At 59.9% G+C, this 17,566-nt stretch carries 17 protein-coding genes; 10 read left to right on the forward strand and 7 right to left on the reverse strand.

From position 1 onward, the window contains the following. The first annotated feature begins 37 nt into the window (after nt 1–37). Together AC5RV3_RS08945 and AC5RV3_RS08950 are read left to right on the forward strand one after the other, a co-directional pair. Nucleotides 38–856, forward strand: coding sequence for a MoaF C-terminal domain-containing protein (locus tag AC5RV3_RS08945; protein WP_494121813.1), 819 nt, complete (start codon nt 38–40; stop codon nt 854–856). 59 nt (nt 857–915) lie between these two features. Then, nucleotides 916–2,346, forward strand: a complete 1,431-nt coding sequence (locus AC5RV3_RS08950; RefSeq protein ID WP_494121814.1) for an aldehyde dehydrogenase family protein — start codon at nt 916–918, stop codon at nt 2,344–2,346. Nucleotides 2,347–2,479: 133 nt separating this feature from the next. Here AC5RV3_RS08950 and AC5RV3_RS08955 read toward each other — a convergent pair whose 3' ends face one another. After that, a complete protein-coding gene (locus AC5RV3_RS08955) occupies nt 2,480–2,962 on the reverse strand; it encodes a DUF6650 family protein (protein ID WP_494121815.1) in 483 nt (160 codons plus the stop codon). 590 nt (nt 2,963–3,552) lie between these two features. Here AC5RV3_RS08955 and AC5RV3_RS08960 point away from each other — a divergent pair. Then, on the forward strand, nt 3,553–4,419 hold the full coding sequence (locus tag AC5RV3_RS08960; protein ID WP_494121816.1) for a hypothetical protein: 867 nt from the start codon (nt 3,553–3,555) through the stop codon (nt 4,417–4,419). 512 nt (nt 4,420–4,931) lie between these two features. Here AC5RV3_RS08960 and AC5RV3_RS08965 read toward each other — a convergent pair. After that, complete coding sequence (locus AC5RV3_RS08965) at nt 4,932–5,402, reverse strand: hypothetical protein (protein ID WP_494121817.1); 471 nt, start codon at nt 5,400–5,402, stop codon at nt 4,932–4,934. A gap of 221 nt (nt 5,403–5,623) precedes the next feature. Further along, the gene (locus AC5RV3_RS08970; protein ID WP_494121818.1) at nt 5,624–5,878 is read right to left on the reverse strand and encodes a hypothetical protein; all 255 of its coding nucleotides are present in this window, start codon (nt 5,876–5,878) and stop codon (nt 5,624–5,626) included. 384 nt (nt 5,879–6,262) lie between these two features. Here AC5RV3_RS08970 and AC5RV3_RS08975 point away from each other — a divergent pair, with 384 nt between their 5' ends. Further along, nucleotides 6,263–7,282, forward strand: coding sequence for a ComEC/Rec2 family competence protein (locus AC5RV3_RS08975; RefSeq protein WP_494121819.1), 1,020 nt, complete (start codon nt 6,263–6,265; stop codon nt 7,280–7,282). 5 nt (nt 7,283–7,287) lie between these two features. Then, nucleotides 7,288–8,010 carry a hypothetical protein gene (locus AC5RV3_RS08980; RefSeq protein ID WP_494121820.1) on the forward strand — a complete coding sequence of 241 codons (723 nt, stop codon included), beginning with the start codon at nt 7,288–7,290 and terminating at the stop codon, nt 8,008–8,010. Nucleotides 8,011–8,306: 296 nt separating this feature from the next. On the opposite strand, the gene AC5RV3_RS08985 is transcribed toward AC5RV3_RS08980, so the two are convergent. Together AC5RV3_RS08985 and AC5RV3_RS08990 are read right to left on the reverse strand one after the other, a co-directional pair. After that, entirely contained in the window at nt 8,307–9,233 is a 927-nt protein-coding gene (locus tag AC5RV3_RS08985) for a DUF5655 domain-containing protein (protein ID WP_494121821.1), read from the reverse strand. 317 nt (nt 9,234–9,550) lie between these two features. Continuing rightward, a complete protein-coding gene (locus AC5RV3_RS08990; protein WP_494121822.1) occupies nt 9,551–10,123 on the reverse strand; it encodes a hypothetical protein in 573 nt (190 codons plus the stop codon). A gap of 715 nt (nt 10,124–10,838) precedes the next feature. Between AC5RV3_RS08990 and AC5RV3_RS08995 the strand changes: the two genes are divergently transcribed. The 3 genes from AC5RV3_RS08995 to AC5RV3_RS09005 all read left to right on the forward strand — a co-directional run bounded on the left by AC5RV3_RS08995 (nt 10,839) and on the right by AC5RV3_RS09005 (nt 15,039). Next, the gene (locus AC5RV3_RS08995; RefSeq protein ID WP_494121823.1) at nt 10,839–11,372 is read left to right on the forward strand and encodes an exonuclease/endonuclease/phosphatase family protein; all 534 of its coding nucleotides are present in this window, start codon (nt 10,839–10,841) and stop codon (nt 11,370–11,372) included. A gap of 684 nt (nt 11,373–12,056) precedes the next feature. Further along, nucleotides 12,057–13,826, forward strand: coding sequence for a fibronectin type III domain-containing protein (locus AC5RV3_RS09000; RefSeq protein WP_494121824.1), 1,770 nt, complete (start codon nt 12,057–12,059; stop codon nt 13,824–13,826). A 583-nt stretch (nt 13,827–14,409) separates the two neighbouring features. Beyond that, a complete protein-coding gene (locus AC5RV3_RS09005) occupies nt 14,410–15,039 on the forward strand; it encodes a DUF4240 domain-containing protein (protein ID WP_494121825.1) in 630 nt (209 codons plus the stop codon). Between the two features lie 48 nt (nt 15,040–15,087). Here AC5RV3_RS09005 and AC5RV3_RS09010 read toward each other — a convergent pair whose 3' ends face one another. Continuing rightward, nucleotides 15,088–15,522: a hypothetical protein gene (locus tag AC5RV3_RS09010; RefSeq protein ID WP_494121826.1), complete on the reverse strand. Its 435-nt coding sequence runs from the start codon at nt 15,520–15,522 to the stop codon at nt 15,088–15,090. 104 nt (nt 15,523–15,626) lie between these two features. Beyond that, complete coding sequence (locus AC5RV3_RS09015; protein ID WP_494121827.1) at nt 15,627–16,646, reverse strand: ATP-dependent DNA ligase; 1,020 nt, start codon at nt 16,644–16,646, stop codon at nt 15,627–15,629. Nucleotides 16,647–16,765: 119 nt separating this feature from the next. Here AC5RV3_RS09015 and AC5RV3_RS09020 point away from each other — a divergent pair, with 119 nt between their 5' ends. Beyond that, nucleotides 16,766–17,161 carry a hypothetical protein gene (locus AC5RV3_RS09020; protein WP_493988380.1) on the forward strand — a complete coding sequence of 132 codons (396 nt, stop codon included), beginning with the start codon at nt 16,766–16,768 and terminating at the stop codon, nt 17,159–17,161. Further along, the gene (locus AC5RV3_RS09025; RefSeq protein ID WP_494121828.1) at nt 17,158–17,508 is read left to right on the forward strand and encodes a hypothetical protein; all 351 of its coding nucleotides are present in this window, start codon (nt 17,158–17,160) and stop codon (nt 17,506–17,508) included. The genes AC5RV3_RS09020 and AC5RV3_RS09025 overlap by 4 nt, the downstream gene beginning before the upstream one ends. Nucleotides 17,509–17,566: the final 58 nt, after the last annotated feature.

Raw genomic sequence — 17,566 nt, forward strand, 5'->3', positions numbered from 1 at the left:
AGGCTTGAGCCTGCAAAAGAACGGATACATACACGCCATGACGAGCAACGACACCGCAACTGCACACGCCGAAGGACAAGGCTACGTCCCACAGGACGAATGGCCCGCCGTGACGGCGATGCTCGAAGGCTTCGGCGACCCGACCCTCCCGGTGAGCGACAAACTCGAGGGCAGTTCGTTCGACCTCGCCTTCGACAACGGATGGACCATCAGCCACTCCTTCGACCGTGGCGAGGTCACCTGGACGATCACAGGCGGCGCCGACGCCAGCGCCTCCGGCACCCACCCCTATAGGGCGGTCGAAGTGCGCGAGGAGATCTTTTACATCGACTTCCTCAAGGGCGAAGGCACCGGCACCCACGACGTCACCATGATCTTCAACCGCGCTGACGGCCGGGTCACGGTCGCGGAATCCTTCTTCGTAAACCGCCACGGGGACGTGCGCATGCACACCGATTTTCTCTCGGGTCGTGTGGCCGGCACCGGCGCGATTGAACCTCGCGCGGAAAGCAACGAGCTAACAGGCAAGCGCATTTTCTACCGCTACAGCCCTACCGAACGGTACGAGCACATCTACCTCAACTCCGGCACGTTCGTCTGGCACTGCGTCCAGGGCGCGGAACGGGGCCTGAGCGACGTCGATCCCATACGGGTATTCGAACTCGCCGATGGGATCGTGCTCCTGTACTGGAGCGAAACCGTCATGCCAGTCGAGTCATTCGTGGTCATCGACCTCGCCAACGAGCGCTCCATCGGGCGCATGTTCTGCTGGGACGGACCGACCCTGGCCCCCATGCACCTGCCCTTCGACAGCAGGTTCACCGTCCTGAACGAAACCCACTACCCCGCCGAATAACCCACAGGCCACGCGCACGCACAGCACCCCTGAATCCGCCTACACCAAAAGGACCAGACATGACCACGCAATTCGAAACCCCAGTCGTCAGCTTTGAGGAGCTGCTCTCCGTCATCCAGCCGTCCGAGGGCGGCCGGGAAATCAAGGATCCGGCTACCGGTGAACTAGTGGGCCGCGCGCCAGAACACACGGCTGAGGATCTCGAATCGGCCGTCAGCGCTGCCCGCGAAGCGCAGCCGGCATGGGCGGCCCTCGGCCACGAGGAGCGCAGCGCCCACCTGAACCGCGCCGCCGACGCCGTCGAAGCCTCCTCCGAGGCCCTCGCCGAGCTGCTCTCCCGCGAGCAGGGCAAACCGCTGAACGGGCCGAACGCCCGCTTCGAGGTCGGGGCCTGCGCGGCATGGCTGCGCGCTACGGCATCCTTCGAACTCGAGACTGAAGTGCTGGTCGACGACGACGGCGGCCGGGCCGAACTCCACTACCGCCCCTTCGGCGTGGTCGGCGCGATCGGCCCGTGGAACTGGCCCATGATGATCGGTGTGTGGCAGCTCGCCCCCGCCCTGCGCATGGGCAACACCGTCGTGATGAAGCCCTCGAGCTCCACGCCGCTGTCGGTCCTCGCACTGGTGCACGTCCTGAACACAGCGCTCCCGAACGACGTCTTGCACGTAGTCTCTGGAGACCGGACCGTGGGCAACCTGTTGGTCGAACACCCCGGAATCGCGAAGATCATGTTCACCGGCTCTACCGCCGCGGGCAAGGCGATCATCCGCAACTCCGCAGATACCGTGAAGCGCCTGACCATGGAACTTGGCGGGAACGACGCCGGCATCGTACTCCCGGACGCCGACCCGCAAGCGATCGCCCAGGACCTGTTCTGGGGTGCGTTCATCAACACCGGGCAGACCTGCGCGGCGCTGAAGCGCCTCTACGTGCACGAGGACATTTACGAAGATGTTGTCTCGGCCCTGACCGAAACGGCGAAGGCCATGCCGATGGGTGTTGGCCTGGACGAGAACAATGTGCTCGGCCCGCTGCAGAACAAGAACCAGTACGACATCGTCGCGAACCTGGTCCAGGCGGCCAAGGACTCCGGCGCCCGCATCGTGCTCGGCGGCGACCCCGAACAGGGCCAGCCGGGCTACTTCTACCCGACCACCTTGGTGGCCGACATCGACAACGACAACCCGCTCGTCGCTGAGGAACAGTTCGGCCCGGCCCTGCCGATCGTCAAGTACTCCAGCGTGGACGAAGCCATTGAGATGGCCAACGCCCTCGAGGTCGGATTGGGGGCCTCTGTCTGGTCCTCGGACAAGGACAAGGCCCGGGAGGTCGCAGCCCGGATCCAGGCCGGCACGGTGTGGATCAACAAGCACGGCGCCGTAGACCCGCGGGTACCGTTCGGCGGCGCAAAGCAGTCCGGCTACGGCCTGGAATTCGGCGTCGAAGGCCTCAAGCACTTGGGCCAGCCCCACGTGATCAGCTACTAAACTGCACCGCGGGCAATGGGGCCACGCGTCAACGGCCCCATTGCCCGCGAAAGAGGTTAGAGCGCAAACCTAATTTCGACCCACGTTCCGTAGCCGAATAACCTTGCAGTAGGACGTCAGCGCAACCTATCGGTTACCCCATCCTCTCAAAAAACCACGCGTCTCCGTCCGGCACGATCATTGCCAACTCGTCAGCTACCTCGAGGTCGTACTGCGCGGCTAAGTCCCCGATCGCAATCCCGTACGTGGCCCTGAGGATACTAAGTGGCGCCGCTAGCTCTTGCGGAGATACGTAGTTTCCGCGGAGGTGTCCGATCTGTGTCTGGAACTCAGTGGCCGCCCGCTGCATAGCGCGGAGCTCACGGTCCAGGGACTTGCCGATGTGGTCGATCTTCCGGATCGAGCCTAGGTAGTCTCTGAGCGATCCTGCCGATCCTCTGCATTCATGGATGTCTTCCAGGCTAAAATCGCCGTACAGCAGCCGGCGCGGCTCTAAGTCCACGAGCACTCGCCGGGCCAGATCCCGGTCGCTCGGGATGTACTCCCATTGGACCCCAACGCTGCCCAGCGCGTTCCCGCCGCTGACGCCCGTTACTCGTTTTCCGAATCTCGCCATCCTCCAATTAGAAGCGAATCCGAACGCCAGGTTCAACTTTGCTCCACTGAGCTGTGCCCTTACACATCGAATGGGATTGCCCCAGTTACAGAACATCGACTCTGCTCAGAAATCGGTCGCGGTAAAGATGAAGCTCGACCGCGACGTCGACGAGCTACGTGCAGACTCCTTCCAGGGTGCTTTCAGCCCGGGATATGCTACCTGCCTTTGCAGCTATCCATGCGCCTCCCCACCCGAGGTATAAACGTTGACCGACTCCACCACGTTCCGTAGCGGAAACGTCTCTCTTCACGGAAGAGCTCCATCGCCGCGGCTGCGTCCGCGATCCCCGTGCTCCACTCTGCCGAATAGACTGCTGGCATGGACGAATACCATGTGACCGGCGCCTTGACCTCTAACGGGCCAAGGCTAACGGCCCTCGTTCATCGGTTCACCTCAGGCGCCGTAGTGCCAGTGTCGTCCTGGCTAGGCGTGGACGATCGAAATGACTTTGTATGTTTGCGGTCCTGTATAGGGCTAATAGAGAACCACAAGGAGTAGGAGCGGCATTGGGACTTGAGTGGCCGGGGGCGGCCTATGTCAGAGGAGACATGGACGAGAACACAAAAGCGAGCGTTCAGGCAGTGATCGATGACTTCGGTGATGCCTTCAAAAGGAACCTCACTGCTCTGGGGCTACCATCCCACGCTTCCCCGTTTGGGAAGCCGTTCTCACTTAGCGTGCTTCGTGACAGCCGCCAGATCATGGTTGCGTGCAGCCCCGCGACAGGAATGGCGCAACTCGCTTGGCTTGATCGGCCGAGCGAGTTCTTCGCCCCGGCGGCCCTGATTAGCCTCATGCAGGATCAGTTAGGTCTACCGGTGAGTGCCTTGGCGTCCCTTCCGTTGCCTACCGATCCTCACCGTGTAGCAAAGATCGAAGCCGCTGCGGCAACCCACGCAAAGGAAGTGGAGACGATGAACGCTCTAAGTAAGCTCGGGGACATCGAGCATGTGAGACACCTCGATTCTTACTTGCGAATGTTTCTCGATGATCATCCCGACCCCAGCCGGAATGTCTTCATCATGATGCGCTTTAGCGCCACCGAGCAGATGAAACAGATTCACGACGCTATCGTCGCTGGCCTCGCCGAGCACGGGATGAACGCAGTTCGGGCCGATGACCGAGACTACACCGGTGAACTTTGGTCTAACATCGAGGTTTACCTAACTGGCTGCCAGTACGGCATCGCTGTCTTCGAGGACATTGAACAGCGCGACTACAACCCGAATGTCTCTCTTGAGCTCGGGTACCTCATGGGGCGGGGCAAGCGCACGCTGCTCCTCAAAGAGAAGCGTTTGCCCAACATGCCCTCCGATGTGGTCCACCGCCTCTATAAGGAGTTCGACGGCTACGACATTGAGAACTCTGTCAAGCGCGAAGTCGGGACCTGGATTACTAGGGATTTGCGGATCTGATTTGTCAGGGCCCCGGCCAAGTGCAGATGGACACAATGACTGCGGGAGCGAAGAATGTCCCCGGCCTCAGCGATAGCGCGAACCAGTTGCTCACTCGGATCCGAGATCGCTATCTAAGCTCAGGGGAGTTCAACGGGCTGCACATCTACGGTGAGCCTGTGGAAGCAGTGCGTGCTCCTGCCATTGGGCTTGTGAGAGCTGGGCTGGTCCAGGTGATGGATGGCCCCGACTACATGAACATCCATATCCGCACCTGGCCATCTCGTCGGTCCACGGAGGATCAGATCCAGGACATGCAGGAGCTAGAGCAGAGCGATTACGGTGTCTGCCTCTACTCCACGCCGGCGGGGATGAAGAGTGTTCGGCTCCCGAGGCAGCTCGCAGGCCGCCCGTTGGCCAGAACCATGGCGCGAGGGAAGGGAACGTTGGAGTTGGCATATTTCGAGTTCGATGTGCTCAGCCGAAGACCAAGACAAACGCAATTCCGACACGGCCAGCATCCCAGACGCCTGTTAGACACTGCCTCCACGCAAGTAAGGCGAGACCTGGACGAACTTTGTCTCGGTGCCGCCGGGACCATAGTGCTGCAAACGCTGGTACCCGTTGACCATATGCTCGATCGGAGACTTTCGGTTGGCTTCCTCGCCGATGCCCTCGACAGCCGCCTCCGTAAACTCAGGGACTTTCTCCAAGACCGCGGCACTGACCTGCTTGATCGCTTCGGGCGACCTTAATGTCAAAAACGCGACCCCGCCAACAGCTGCAAGACTGCCAACGGCGAGAACCGGTTTGAAAGCCGGATGCTCCTTGATCCGCTGCCAACGGGTCAGGATTAGACTCATATCCTGATCACAGGTCGCACCCTCAGGCTCGCGCACTTCAATGGGGTCAGACTTGGATGGCTTTACCTTCGGCTGCTCAGGACGTGATGGCGTGAGCGGCCGCGCCCGATCAAACGGGCCCTCTTGATCATGATCGGGCACTCAGCCAGTCTATCCTCACCGATAAACCCGGTTTCGCTCAGGACTGGTTCAAGTCGCCGGCCTAATCCGACAATGTCGGTCCAACAACCATGCTGCAGATCGTCCTTATCGGAATTGCGGTGTCCAGCAGACGCAAGTACTCCAGATCTCCCACTTCTTCCGGGCAGCCGAGATCCAAGAGCTTTAGGATCAGCGCAGCATCGTGAGCCTCGAAACGACGGCTAAGCCTCGATCGGCAATGCGTCACACTCGGGACAGCGTGGCATCATGCCCATGATGAGACCGCCGTTGCCGTAGGTGCGCCAACTGTGCCCGTGCGAGCATTCCCATTCACCATAGTCGCTCGCCTCGTTCCCGTTTGTTCCGCAGACAGGACAAGGGGGCCGACCATAGCCGCTGAACAGGCCGTCTTCGTCGGCTTCCATGCTCCACGCGTTCCCACAATCCGAGCGGGGGCAGAGGAAATCGGTCGTCATGCTCACAAGACTACCGCCGAGCCCTGGACTCGTTCCCAGGCGCCCGGCCATCAGCCCACAGCCCTTCCGAGACCGCGGCTCCGTACCCATGGTGTTGATGTCATGGGACGAGCTTTGCACGTAGCCGGTGAACGGTCTAAAGATTCTTGGCAGTGTCGCTGTTTTTCGACTTGTCGAGCACTTCACCGCCGAGCGCCACTCTAACGTCACCCAGCCCAGCGTTACCGGCACGAATCGGTAATGCTTGACGAAACAAACAGACCTCGAGGCGTTCCTCCGCAAGCCGAGTTCGAAGATGCAGCCTCGTGCCTATATCCGAAAAGTATTGACCCTTCCCTTACGCTATAGGGGTCGTAGCAAGCGGCCAGAACAGACAGGGTAACCGTGCTCGAAATTGAATTCATCCCCATCGGTGACAAGACGAACACTGGGGACGCAATTCTTTGTCACTTTTCCGATCCAGCAACTGGCGTAAACAGAGTTGTTCTTATTGACGGTGGTTTCAACGAGACCAGCGACAGCATAGTTGCCCATGTGCAGCAGTATTACCGCTCTTCACGCATTGACCTCATGGTCTGTACGCATCCAGACGACGACCACATCAACGGCTTGTTCGGGGTATTTGGACAGCTCAAGGTAGGACAGCTAGTCATCCACCAACCGTCCGCCTACGGTTACGGGTCTGATGAGGTTAAAGCCGACAAGGTCGACGAGTTGATCGCCCTGGCCCGACAGCACGGGACAGAGATCATCACGGATGCCTTCGCTGGCACGACGTTCTTCTCAGGTGCGCTCACAGTCGCGGGACCGACAGAGGCCTACTACAAGGAACTCCTTGCCGATCAGGAGGACACGCGAAGCCTGGCCAGCAGAGTCGGTTCAGCCTTTCAAGCAGCAGCACAGGCTGTGAAGAGGGCTCTAACACCGCGGACCACAGACCCAGGTGAGGGTGAGTTGAGCGACCATGGGGGCACGACCGCCCGAAATAACAGCAGCATCCTCCTGGACTTACAGGTTGACGGGTACCGGGCTCTGTTCACCGGAGACGCCGGCGCACCCGCGCTTACCCAGGCGGCCGATCACCTCGAATTTTCCGGACGCGCGACTGTGCTTCCTGACTTCTTCGACATCCCGCATCATGGTTCGCGTCACAATCTCACTACAGACGTCATGAATCGATTGGCTGGGCCGATTGTCGGTGATAGCCGGGAGCGGACCGCGTTCGTCAGCGTCGGCCAGGAGGCTGACGACTTCCCCCGTGCGGAAGTTGCGAATGCGTTCACACGTCGGGGCTACAGTGTGTGCGCGACCCGCGGCAAGACCATCCGGTGGAGTCGCGGCGCCGGCCAACGCAACGGCTGGGTAAGCATCACTCCGCTGCCGTGGCTCTCCCCTGGCGAGTAACAGCCATGGATCGGTACGGACGCACGACACAACTGTCCCCCGCCGTTGCGGCGGTGGCGCCGATCACCATCGGAACGCTGGTGTGTATACGAGCGCAAACTGCGGAGGATGTCGCGCGCTCACTGATCCTGGTTGCGCTGGCAGCAGGATTTCACTTGGTGGTCATGCGGCTAGTCCGTGACCGTGGCAACGCGGTGCAGGAAAAGCTGTGGCATGTGTGGGGCGGAAGCCCGTCCATGCAGCAACTTCGATGGTCAGGGCGCAGCCATTCGGCAGTGTCGCGGCTGCACCGTCGCGTTCAATCGATGACCGGTGTCCTGCTTCCCGACCCAGCCTCTGAAGAAGCCGACCCGGCCGCTGCTGACGAAGCATACGAAGACGCTGTCGCTCGCTTGCGGGAGCTCACTCGCAACCAAGAGCAGTACCCCAGGGTTTTCGCCGAGCTCATCCACTACGGGACCGCTCGCAACATGTACGGGCTAAAGCCGATAGGAATCGGCTGCTCTGCTGCTGCGTTCGTCGCAGCCGTAGCAGGCTCTATACTCAATTTGACAGGCGCCACGGGCTGGCCGTGGTGGCCGATACTGATCATGGGAGCCGGTGCCCTGATTATCGGCACAGGATGGGTACTCGTAATGACGCCGAAGTACGTCCGGATCGCGGCAGATCGGTACGCCAACGCCCTTCTTGCAACTGCCCACGAACCGGGCGCCACCTTGAACAGGTGACGTCCTCCGCGCCTCAGACACTCTTCGGAGCAATCGGACTCAGCTGGCCGAAGCGATTGTCTTACCCAGATGGCTCCCCGCGGCGGGCCGTGGTGGTGGGCCAGGTAGCCCAAACCCGGTCGTTCAAACTAGCCGTGAACCCATTTTTCCCGAGGCCACAACATAACTGACATTATGTTGTGGATTTATGATCCTTATCAGGATCGTCGTCCGAGCCGGATTCTGGTCACCCCTGGACACGCTGGCATGGCTGACCGACTTACCTTCTGTAGATGGAGTAGTCCGCGCAGCCCCGCCTAGTTGGCTTCGTAGGCCCTTCGAGTGAGCGCTTCGACTGTTTCCCACGCTTGCTTGTCCGTGATGCGCAACTCTACATTGCCAGTGCCGAAGTGGCCGATATTGGAAACGTCGCGGATGAAACCGTCTTGCATCTCGACGGTGGTGGGCTCGAGCTTGAGGTATACAAGGAGGTTACGGGACTGAGGGTGGACCTCAGCGCAGGCGAAGTTTTTGAGCCGGCGGAACGCGAAGTAATTCTTCCGTTCGTTCTTAACGACGTCGTCGCCCAATGACATGGCAAAGGCTTCGAACGCCTCGTATAAGGACTGCAACCCCCCATCGGCTTGGGCCAGCAGGTCCGAGACAGTCCTATCTCGCCCCTGCCGCGATGATCCCTCCGACACGGTTGGTGTGCTCCGACGCTGAGGCGTGTTTGAAGTAGTGGTGGTTGTGACGAGTTCTATGGCGAGGAGCGCCGAACCAAAGTCGCGATAGCGGACGAGCTCGACGTTTCGGTCGATCTGTCGGACGGCGTGTTCGTCGTAGCGAGTGAAGTCGTTGGCGACGCAGATCAGTCGTGGCGCGGTCCAGTCGATCGCTTGCGCAGCTTCCCGCCCGAGCCGTCGCTCCACGAGGATTTGGAATTCACCTTGGTGATCCAGCAGCCAGTCCAGGTAGAAGAGGCCTTGGTTGATAACGTTCTCGTTGGTTGTCCGCTTGTACTCCAAGATGACCGGGGAACCGTTTTCATCAAGACCGAGTGAATCGAGACGGCCGCGGTGGATCTTGCCGGTGTCATACTCACTGGCGAGAAATCGAATCCCGAAAATGGTCTCGAGGTTCGTCTCGAGCAGCTTCTGCAAGTCTCGCTCTAAGGCAACACTGGTCGACGGCAGCTCGATGGCTTCTCCATTATTGAGCCGGAAGAGTTTTAAATCAGCCACGGAACGGTCCTTTTCCATTGATGTGCTGGCACAACAACGCTACTAACCTGCCAGCGTAAGACAAGGAAGGATGTAAATGATGCGCATTCAGTGCCATGAACGTCTCAATCTACGGGGTTTTTCCGCCATCAGTGGTGTCGCGGTGTTTTTGCATTGGCGCTGCCGTCCCTCTCAAGGATGGCCGACGCCTTCGAGGGCTCGGTCCGAATGGCGCAGCCGCGATTGATGCCGACGCCCGGGCAGGAACCACAGCCCGCGAAGGGTGGGGCACGATCACACCGCTGTCTCTTGGGGGAGGCAGCCTAGTAAGAAAAAGTTCAGTCAATCTCCTGAAGCTCGCGTCTCCGGTCCTCGTCCGAGGGTGCGTCCGGGGCGTTGAATCCCTTATTGATGAACCTGTCACTTTTATGAGCTGCCTTGAGGTCTCGCCGAGCAGCTGAAACGAATTCTTCGAATCGACGTCCGGCAGTCCCATTCTTCTTGGATGCCTTGTCCCGGAGCGCCCTGCATTCGGTCAACTGTCCTGAGTCTTCTGACCCAAGCTGCATGATCGCGCGCCGCATATCCAGGAGCTCGCCGAGAGTCGTATCGAGAACACGTGCGGAGTTTTGGACCTCAGCGCTGCCTATTAGCTTTATCTTGGACCTATTTGTTCCAATGCGTTTCAGCTCGTCTAACTGTTCCGGTGCCGTGGCTCGCTCGACGCCTTTGAACAGAGTGCTTGTTTCTGCGATGAACTCGAAATAGGCTTTCTGCTTCTCATTACGGAGCCACTGCTTGTGTTCGCGGTTGACCTGCCAAGCGTGCCCTGCCATGCCGGCCAGCCCTGTAATACCGGCCCCTATTAGGACTCCCCACGGTTCGCTGAGTATGCCCCAAATATCTGTCATGCTCTTACCGTAGCGGAATGGGGCGGTGGACCGGCCCCGGCGTAGTTAGTCGCCCTTTAGAACGTTAGCATCGGTCGAGATGCTGGGCTCCTCGTTGGGGTTTTTAAGTCGGCCGTCCACGGGCCGTCACCACCAGATCGGTTCAGGACGTTGCACGCGATAACTTTCGGAATCCGAGGGAAAACGGCGGGTCGAGATGTTCTGCTCCCGAAAGCTTTTAAACCAGATCGTGCCTATTTCTCGATGGTCACAACCAGTTAGAGCACGTAAACCTAGAGACACTGACCTGTTCATGCTTCGATGGGCCCATGATCGAGAAGCCGCCGCAGGCTGTGAAAGAGGATGTGGCCCGGCTCAAAGGCGCACTCGACGGAGCAGTGCCGCCAAAAATAAATAAGAATGTGCTGATTGCGACTTGGAACCTGCGGGCCTTCGGAAATATCACTGCCAATTGGGCCGCAGGCTCAAAGGACTCTCCCAAGCGGGACTGGCATGCGGTGGCCTGCATTGCGGAGATCGTATCCCGCTTCGACGTCGTCGCCCTTCAGGAGGTCCGACGGAGCACCACAGCCCTTCGCTTCCTGCTCACGCTTCTCGGACCAACCTGGCGACTAATTGCCTCGGATGTGACCGAAGGTGAGGCCGGCAACGGGGAGCGTCTCGCATTCCTCTACGACTCCTTCCGGGTCGAGCCCTCCGGCTGGTCGGAGAAATCGTGCTGCCCCCCACTGCCGGGGCACCGGCGGAACAGTTTGCCCGCACTCCCTACGCTGCCGGGTTCGCCCGAGCCGGCACCGAGTTCACCCTCGCCACCGTGCACGTCATCTGGGGGGAAAAGGCCACCGACCGACTGCCAGAGATCACCGCCTTCGCCCGCTGGATGCGTGGTTGGGCCGTGCGGCGCAACGACTGGAACCAGAACCTGATGGTGCTTGGGGACTTTAACCTCGACCGCCTAGGCGACGCGCTATACCAAGCGTTTGTTTCAGAGGGCCTCCGACCACCCGTCGAGCTGGACGAGGTACCGCGGACTATCTTCGACAACGACAAGGACAGACACTTCTACGATCAGATCGCATGGTTTTCAAAGATGGATGCACATGAGACGTCGCTGTTGCACTCACTGGAGTACGCCGGAAGCGCAGGCTCCTTCGACTTCGTCCCGCACGTTCTACGGGGACTGACACGCACCGAGCTCTCGTGGCGCATATCGGATCACTATCCGCTGTGGGTGGAATTCCGCTTATAGAAAGCCGTTGCAGGGCGGGGATCGACGGTGCAACGCGTAACAGCAAAGAACTGTTACAGATCCCGGCCCAGGTAAGCATCGGGCTTGAAATCTGATCCGCCGAGGGTGTACATGCGGGAGCAGCCGGCAGAGAGTCTGGACGCCATGTGCCAGTGCTGTTCCCTGCGGCTGAGGCCGAGCCGGTGCAGGTTCAGCCGGCGGCGTCGAATTCTGGCGCCCTCAGGTACGGGCCAAATCGACGTCGCCTTTGCGGACGCTGAAAGTCCGGAAACATCCTGACCGGGATGGCTGCATCTGGTGCACGTCTCTACGAAGAGTAGGGCATGAGTAAGGCCCTAGGCATGCGCCTATCTGGGCATGAAAGGGATTTACCGGCCGCTATTGACTGCGCCGCGATGTCGCGTCTCCTGATCCCGCTGCTTCGACACTCGAGGGCGGCCAGGTCTTCGTTCTTATGCCCCGTACCGACGGACGGTTTACTCGTACGTTGACGGCGACCAAAACACACAGCGAGGGCGAATCACTTACGCCCGGCTGGAATGCGTCGAAACATACAAGTGAGAACCACTTCGACAGAACCTTGCGGCGCTCATGCCAAGCGCCGCAAGGTTCCTCCCCCAGTTTTGTCCAGGAACGCTGCTGTTCCATCTTCCCCAAACCCCATCTAAGAGAAGGTCCATTACCTTGAAACTCAGAAAAGGATTGTCGCTGGTCCTTGCGGCCGGCGTCCTGTTGTCCGGCGGCGGTGTCGCCGCCACCACCCTGACGGCTGCGCCGGCCTACGCCGCTCCTGTCGCCGCCGAAGCCCCCAACGCACCGACCGATTTTGAAGCGACCGATGTCTCGTTTGACTCCGTTAGGTTGAAGTGGAAGAAACCGGCCGGGATTGTGGCCGAGGGCCACAGTTACAACATCACCGTCAAGCAGGCCGGAAAAGTGGTTGGCGGGACAGGCGCCGGCTCGGTGGATTTCCCCAATCAGATTGACTGGGAACACAGGCTCACCGGCTTGACCGAAAACACCGAGTATACGGCCGAAATCCGTGTCTCGGCCTGGGGAGGCTCGGATCATGCCGTGTCTCCGGCCGCAACGGTGAGCTTCAAGACCGGCACCGAAGCCGACACCGTGCTCGTGCATCCCGTGGATGCCGTTCGCTTCGGCTCCAGCCCCCGTTATCCGTCCGGAGTCAGTGACACTGAGGCTCATTTATTCTGGCAGGAACCTTTTTACGTCGGCCAGCTCCTCAACTACACCGTGACGGTGAAGAATGGTGCGACTGTCGTCAAGACGCTCACAGCGCCGAATATAGTTGCCATTGGGAATTCGGGGTTCGGTTCCCATACTCTAAATGACCTTCAGCCCTCTACTACTTATACCGTCGAGGTGCGTGCCAACGTTGTGTCTGCCAACGGCAAGTATAAGAAAGCCTCCGATCCTACTGCCGTCACTTTCACGACCTTGAAGGACTCTCTGGCGCGGGTGGCTGAGTTTCCTGTGTCCTTCAGCAAGGTCGGCAGCGACAGAGTTACCGTGAACTGGGCGAAGCCGTCTGTTCGTGGCACTCTTACCGGTTACCGGATATGGGTTGAAGATTCCAGAGGCGATAAGTGGTACAAGACGAGTGCAACTGCGACTTCTTACACCGTCACGGGGCTGAAGCCGGAAACCGAGTACCTTTTTACGGTGATCGCTGACGCAGTAGCTGCTGACGGCAAGGGGACAGGCTCCAACGGTATTCAGAAGTTCATTACCACCGCGAAGGACCCCGCAGGCATCGTCAGTGTTGCCGCGCCCAAGTCTCTGAAGGCTTCCGCTACGACGAACAAGATCACTGCCTCGTGGGGAAAGCCTGCCGTCACCGGCAAGCTCACCAACTACACGGTCACGCTGAAGCAGGGCTTTAGGTCGGTGAAGTCCTACACCACTACGAAGACTTCACAGACGTTTACCGGGCTGAAGGACGGCACCGGCTACACGGTGTCCGTGAAAGCCAACGCCAAGTCGGCGAACGGCAAGGTCTCGAAATCTTCCTCCACTGTCTCCAAGGCAGTGAGGACGGTTTCGGCTTTCTATGTGAAGGTTGCTGCGCCGGCGTCCGTCAAGGCGTCAGCCGGGAAGGGCAGCGTCACGGTTTCCTGGAAGAAGCCGGCTGTCACCGGCAAGGTGACCGGCTACACCATCACCCTGAAGCAGGGTTCCAAAACGGTGAAGGTCTACACCACGACCAGCACCAAGGCGACGTTCACGAAGCTGAAGCAGGACACCAAGTACACGGTGCTGGTGAAAGCGAACGCGAAGTCCGTCAACGGGAAGGTTAAAAAGTCCTCTTCCACTGTCGCTAAGACTATGAGGACGAAGAAGTCGGGCGGTGGCGGCGTCTTTGGCGGTAGCTACGGTCCTGTCGACTTCTGCTGGACCGTTGACAAAAACGGCGCACAGATCCGCTGCCCGTAAGCAGCCTCCTAACGGAGAAGGCGGGAAGCCATTCGTTGCTTCCGGCCTTTTTCATGTCCAAATTCTGGGATGACCGCTTGACCAGCGCACTTCATTGGGCCGGATTAACCATCTTTCCCAGCCGCAGCACCTACGGTCCGCGCCATGTAAGCTAAGTGACGGTTTCGTTCAATGGGGAGAATATGAAGTACAAAAACGCGGCAGGGTTTTTCGTGAGCGGTATCAGCTTGATTTTGGCTGGTCCACTAATTGTTTTCATTGCCCTGACGTTCGGAGCACGCGCGGCTTTCACGGATCCTTCCGCTGAGCTGGGTGGCCTGTTCTTGGGTATAACGGTTTTCGGAGGGCTACTGGGCTTCGTAGGTTTGGTCTTGCTCCTTGGGTCGATATACCGGGCTCTGGTGAAGATCGATGCCCTGCCAGTTACGCCCTCGTCCGCGAACACGGAGAGCCGCACTGTCGACCGTTGGTGAGGTATATTCTGTCAATTCGGAATTGTCGCCTTTTCCTGATCTAAGACTGAAGCGGCCTGAGGCGGGGTTTATCCACCAGACGGGCGATTTGTGAAGGGCTGCTTCGGGGCATGAGAGTGAAGGTGTGGACGGCGTCGCTGCTGTCCGCCGTGGTCATGCTGGCCGGTTGCGGCTCCGGCGAGGAACCGGCGGCTGCGGGCCCCTGCGGCGGGGTCGACTCCGTCAAAGATGGCGGCTTCTGGGGCATCATCGCATACACCCAGACGGCCTCGGGTAGCAGCATCTGGAGGCAGACAGCTGCTCTTGAAGAGTGCCTGGCGACGCTTCCCGCAACAGAGATCGCCGAGTTCGACATGGAGTTCGCCCGACACCACGACGAACTCTATTCCTGGGATCTCTGGGGTGCGGCCTTCCTGCTGCAGAACGGCTGCGGGGACGACTGCTTCGAGTATTTCCGCAGCTGGGTCATCGCACAGGGGCCGGATTACTTCGAAGCGGTCCGCGACGACCCGTCGGCCCTGGCGGACGGACGACTGACCGATGAGGAAGAAGTTGCCGAGGCGGAACTGCTCTCCTACGTTGCCGCCGACACCTATGCATACCTCACGGGGCGACAGATGTGGGACGATTACCCGAACCACCCCGGGATCTTCGACGTCGACGAGCCCTCTGGTGAAGAGTGGGAGGAGTCCGAGCTCGACGCCATGTTTCCGGCGCTAAACCCACTGCCGCTGGATTGATCTGGGCCCGTCCTTCTCCTATCTGAAGCCTATCGAGACACGTCAGTGCTAGAAGGTCTGGACGTAGAACGTCTCCTCTCGGAGACACTGATCCGGTGTGCCACCCAGTATTTTTCCAATGTCGCTGCGGGATAGGTATCCGCCGCCGAAACTGACGAGACTTCCGATCTGGAGAGAATGGCCCTCCACCTCAACGGTCAGCGGGTCGCCAGCGCCGAATCGTGCCCCTGCCGGGAACAGCAGACCAAAGTCCAATCCATCGCTGGTCCTCCCGATCATGCAATCGTCCTCGCCTACAACAAGTGTTCCGTCGAAAGCGGCTTCCATCACGGAGTTCGCCTGGGCGCTGCGTGGGTGCACCAGCAGCATTTCGCCGTTCGGCCCGGTGACGATATTGGCTGAGGCTCCGCTGCCGGCAGAGCTTCCGCAGCCGGCCATAAGCACTGCGAGAACCATGGCCAGGACTGCTGTGCGGTTCTTCATGACAAGCTCCTGTCGACGGCCGGTAAACGTGCGGACTTGGGAGCAGCCTAGCGTGGTACCAGCAAGCGGGCGCAGGAACAGGGCGGCATGGTTGAAGCAGGTGATCAGGCCGGGTTTCTATCCGTCGTCTGAGGTGTCACCGATTCGGGATCCAGTTCCGGTCTGGCCCGGAGAAAGCGCACCGCGTGTCGGAAGGATGTACCGGACATCGCGGTGTCGGCAGAGACTTCGACGACGATCGGTTGCACAAGGGTCAGCTCGGTTTCGCCGGCATCGGCGTTGAACCTGTCCATGATCGTGGATCTCACCCGGCGTGGCCAGGGATGATTCGGGCCTGCTGCCTGCAGCTGGGATCCCAGCAGTTTCGCGGCCACCGCCTTCAATGGAGCGGAGCGTCCGACGATGCGCAGTTCCCCGTCGATAGACAGCCCGGCGACGATGGCCTCGGGCCGGCTGAGCGGGCCGATGACCGCGGCGCAGACAACGTCAACGGTGTCGCGGTGTTTGATTTTCTGCCACTGGCGCTGCCCTCCCTCGTAGGGTTGGCCGGCACCCTTGATGACGAGTCCTTCGATGCCCGTGGCGGGCAGCTCCTTGAACCAGGTCGCGGCAGTGTCCGGGTCCGAGGTGCCCGGGGATAGTTCGAGGGTTTCGCCCCAGCCCTTAGCGAGTTCTTCCAGCAGTTCCCGCCGGACCCGGAACGGTTCACTGCGGACGTCGTGCCCGGCGACGACTAGCAGGTCGAAGGCCACAAAGTGGGCCGGCACCCGGCGCACCAACGCGGGGAGGGATTTCAAGGAGGTGCTCAAGCGCTGTTGGAGTGCGGAGAAGTCCAGACGACCCTCCGACCAAATCACGGCTTCGCCGTCGAGCACGCAGCCTGGCGGCACCAGTTCTGCCGCTGCCCTTATTAAGTCAGGGAAATACCGCGAGAGGTTCTTGCCTTGCCGGGACCAGATCGAAGTCTCTTCCCCGTCACGGCTGATGACCGCACGATAGCCGTCCCATTTGGGCTCGTACCAGGCTCCGCCGGGTAGAGCCCCGGGATCCGGAATCTTCTCCACCGCATGAGCCAGGGCGACCGCCACAGGCGGCCGCAGACCGGCTGGCAGGCTGGAATTCATGAGGCCACGATACAAGCACCCGCCGAGCACCTCCCGCTGCTGCTTTTTGCTCGTCTGTTGCGTCCTAATGCTTTAGGTTTAGCCCAAATCGGTTGTGCTGCTACGACTATGGGGGACACATGAAGTTTTGGAGAGCCACGGAGACCTTGCCGCAGCCGATAAGGTTGCTTCTGAAGCTCTTCACCGCGGCCTTCGCAGCAGTGTTTATCGGATTCGTCTTCCTCGCTCTGTCCAGGCGGGAGGACCTGCTCTACACGTTCGTTCCCTGGATGTTCGGCGGCCTAGGTGTGATCAGTTTTCTGCTTGGTCTGCTGTTACTGACCGACTTTCGCAGCTCGACCCGGGCTTATTCGGACATGATGACGAAGTACAAGCCTTTTGGAGTCGATTACTCCCGGTCGCCCTTTGTCAAACTGGGATTTCTTCGCTTTTTTGGTGCGGCATACATGCTGATCGGTGTCTGGTTCGTTGTTGTATCGACTGTTATCGCATCCGGGATCGGGGGTGAACGATGAAAACCTTTCGGTTCATTTCCCGACTGCCACAGCCACTGAAAGCTCTCTACATCCTCTTCATCGTCGTCTTCGTTGCAGGAATCATCTCGGTCCTGCTGGGCGTCCCCGATGCTTCACGGTGGATGTCGGGGGGCATCGGCACAGCCGGCCTGCTCCTGGGAATTTGCCTGGCAAGCAACCTGAACAAGGCAGCGGAGGGACTGGCTGGAGCCGTCGCAGAGGAGAAACCCATGGGGATCGACTACTCAGCGTCCTTCATGGCAAGGCCGGCCTTTGCCCGGCTCTTCGGTCTCATGTTCATTTTCGTAGGGGCCAGTTTCATCGCCAGCAGTTTCATGGGTGTGTGAAGCCGCAGGATGGAGACCAGTCAGCTGGGGCAACTCCTGCTCGCCGCTCCGCGTCATC

Source organism: Arthrobacter sp. Y3221114 (assembly GCF_059092625.1).